Source organism: Polaromonas sp. P1_G4 (genome assembly GCF_056405475.1).
Genome location: NZ_JBFUCA010000791.1, coordinates 1 through 1,366, shown reverse-complemented (window position 1 = coordinate 1,366; position 1,366 = coordinate 1). Strand labels below are relative to the sequence as shown.

General features: G+C 57.5%; 2 protein-coding genes. Both read right to left on the bottom strand.

Translation table 11 applies throughout. The features are described 5' to 3' along the window. Positions 1-276 (bottom strand): hypothetical protein (locus AC1D1X_RS23385; RefSeq protein ID WP_477699354.1); only part of this gene is annotated, 276 nt, incomplete at its 3' end. A gap of 106 nt (positions 277-382) precedes the next feature. Next, positions 383-763, bottom strand: coding sequence for a hypothetical protein (locus AC1D1X_RS23380; protein WP_477668234.1), 381 nt, complete (start codon positions 761-763; stop codon positions 383-385). Between the last annotated feature and the right edge of the window lie 603 nt (positions 764-1,366).

Sequence of the window (1,366 nt, the reverse complement as noted above, 5' to 3'; positions counted from 1 at the left end):
GCGCAAGGGGAGATAGAAGGCCAGGTAGGCAACCAAGACAAATGCGGGTTGACTTTCCCAGTGCTGGCTCTGGAGCCACTCGCCTGCCCATAGCAAGGGAACCGCCATCGCAACGCCAATCAACCCACGCGCAACGGCTACAGCAATGGAGCGCCACCACGCCTTCGACACCGATGGCTGAAAGGTCTCGATTCCGAGGCGTGCGACAAACGCGTAGGCCAGCATCTTGATCGGGACGTATGCGATTGCCGCGGCGATTGATAGTGACTCGGACACCAGTGCGCTCTAACGTGCGTGTGACCGGCGACTTGCGCCAGGAGGGAGCGCAGCGACCGTACGCCGCAAGGCGTCCGTGTCGACTAGCTTGTTAGGTTGCAGCGCGCTATTTTCCATATGCGCGCAGACGCTGCAGGAGCTCCGAGGTAACCGGTAGGCGCCCGCAGTAGCTAACGAGACCGTGGTACACAAAGAAGACAGCCTCTTCACCCAACTGGAATCTCGTTCCGCAGATGTTGCTCGGGGCGCTATTCGCCACGAGCTTGACGGGACGGCCTTTGAACGATTCGGCAATTTCGATGCGCGCTTCATAGGGACTGTCGAGTTCGACAATCCGTGCATGAACGATGATCTCCGCCCGAGCGAAGATATCGGCAAGAAACTGCCCCTCGTAGTCCGCACCTGATGCGCACGAGCATGCCATTGCCGTATTGGTACCAGCAACGCCGAGAACGACCAGAAGCAGACGGAGTGCACGAGCGAGCATTCTGCAACCTAACGTAATGTATACCGCAAGGTCTGCGGTATAACATCGCGCCTGCGGTATAACCTGGTCGCTAAAAACCCAACCAAGTGCTTATTATTAAAAGACTTTTCGCCCATTTTGAGTTTTGTTCAGGTCGATAGTAAAAGGACCAAACCCCGCAAATCGATTCTAGCCGGGCAGCGCGGTGATCGCCTCCTCAATATGGACGAGTACAGCTTAAACAGCCGATTCCATTGTGTTTGACCATCGCTCCCCGTAACCGGCCCGGCTGCACCCTTGGGTGCCAGTCGCTGCGCTTTGTGTCACGTCGGCTGCGGGCGCCAGGCCTGCCCCTGTGAAAAAACCGCGCTGCCCCGGTCGCCGCTGAATCCCCCCACAAGACCCCGTCCCGGTGTGAGGGGCACTTGTGGGGGGATTTTTAATACAGCGGCAACCGGGTCATCCCGGTTTTTTCTTGTTGATCGACCAGCACCCCCCTCCGCCCCCTACTCGGGGGAACGAGGAAGCCCGAGCGAGAGGATGTTTTTTTAACTTCCCTCGTTCATCAACTTCCTTTTGGAGATTCCCATGACTGCTGTGATTACCGAAACCGTTTCCGTGGCT